Below are 872 nucleotides of genomic sequence, written 5' to 3' on the forward strand. Positions count from 1 at the left end.
GACGACGACATGATCTGCCGCGTTAACGATGGCGATGACGGCGCCGTGGGCTGTCAGCAGCGGGTCCAGTAGCGTCCGGTCCAGCCCGAGGATCGCCGCCAGCCCATGGCCGGGCGGGGCGGCGTCCCGCATCAGTTCGGCGCGCGTCGCGGCCAGGCGCAGCGTGGTTGGGGCATCGAATATCCCGGCGCAGCCCCAGGCGGCCAGCTCGCCGATGCTGTAGCCCGCCAGTAAGCCGCGCGCCGGGGCGAGCGCGGCCCAGCCGGCGAGGGCCTGGGTGCAGCAGAGGATTTGCGCAACGCGGCCGGAGAACAGATCCGCCCCGGGCCGCGCCACCAGGCTGCGCGGGTCTTCGCCCAGCAGGCTGGCGGCGGCGGCGAACACGGGTTCAGCCTCGGGTGCCTGCGCCAGCGGGCCGAACATGGCGGGGTGCTGGCCGCCCTGGCCGGCGCAGAGAAAGGCGGGCGGGGTCATGGCCGGGCGAGCGCGTCGATGAACAGCGCCATCGCCAGCAGATCGGCGCAGCCGCCGGGGCTGAGATGCCGGGCGACGAAGGCGTCATGCACGCTGGCGGCGCGAGCCTGCCAGCCAGGGGCATGGACGCCGCCTGTGGCCAGGAAGTCCGCGGCCTGGGCGGCGGCGAAGCGGGCCCCGTCCGCCCCGCCGCGATGCAGCAGATTGGTGTCGCTCACCTGCGCGATGAGGGCGAAGCAGGCCTGCACCGCACCCTCCTGGGCGCTGGCGGCGCTGCGCAGGGCCGGCAGGGCGATCTCATAGACCGAGGGAAACCCGGCCATCGCCTCCGCCCGGGCGCCGCCGGCGCCGTAGCGGCGCAGCGCCTGGCTGCCATGGCTGAACAAAGGCACCGGCCC

At 74.9% G+C, this 872-nt stretch carries 1 protein-coding gene and 1 pseudogene; both read right to left on the reverse strand.

Annotation, left to right across the window (positions count from 1 at the left end):
- Positions 1 to 474: pseudogene (locus MXAZACID_RS19330) on the reverse strand (ACP S-malonyltransferase); the annotation flags it as partial.
- Positions 471 to 872: triphosphoribosyl-dephospho-CoA synthase (locus tag MXAZACID_RS10325; protein ID WP_008494270.1), on the reverse strand; the 402-nt coding region annotated here is incomplete at its 5' end. The gene MXAZACID_RS10325 and the pseudogene MXAZACID_RS19330, both read right to left, overlap by 4 nt.

The sequence above is a fragment of the Acidocella sp. MX-AZ02 genome (assembly GCF_000306035.1).
Taxonomy (GTDB): domain Bacteria; phylum Pseudomonadota; class Alphaproteobacteria; order Acetobacterales; family Acetobacteraceae; genus Acidocella; species Acidocella facilis.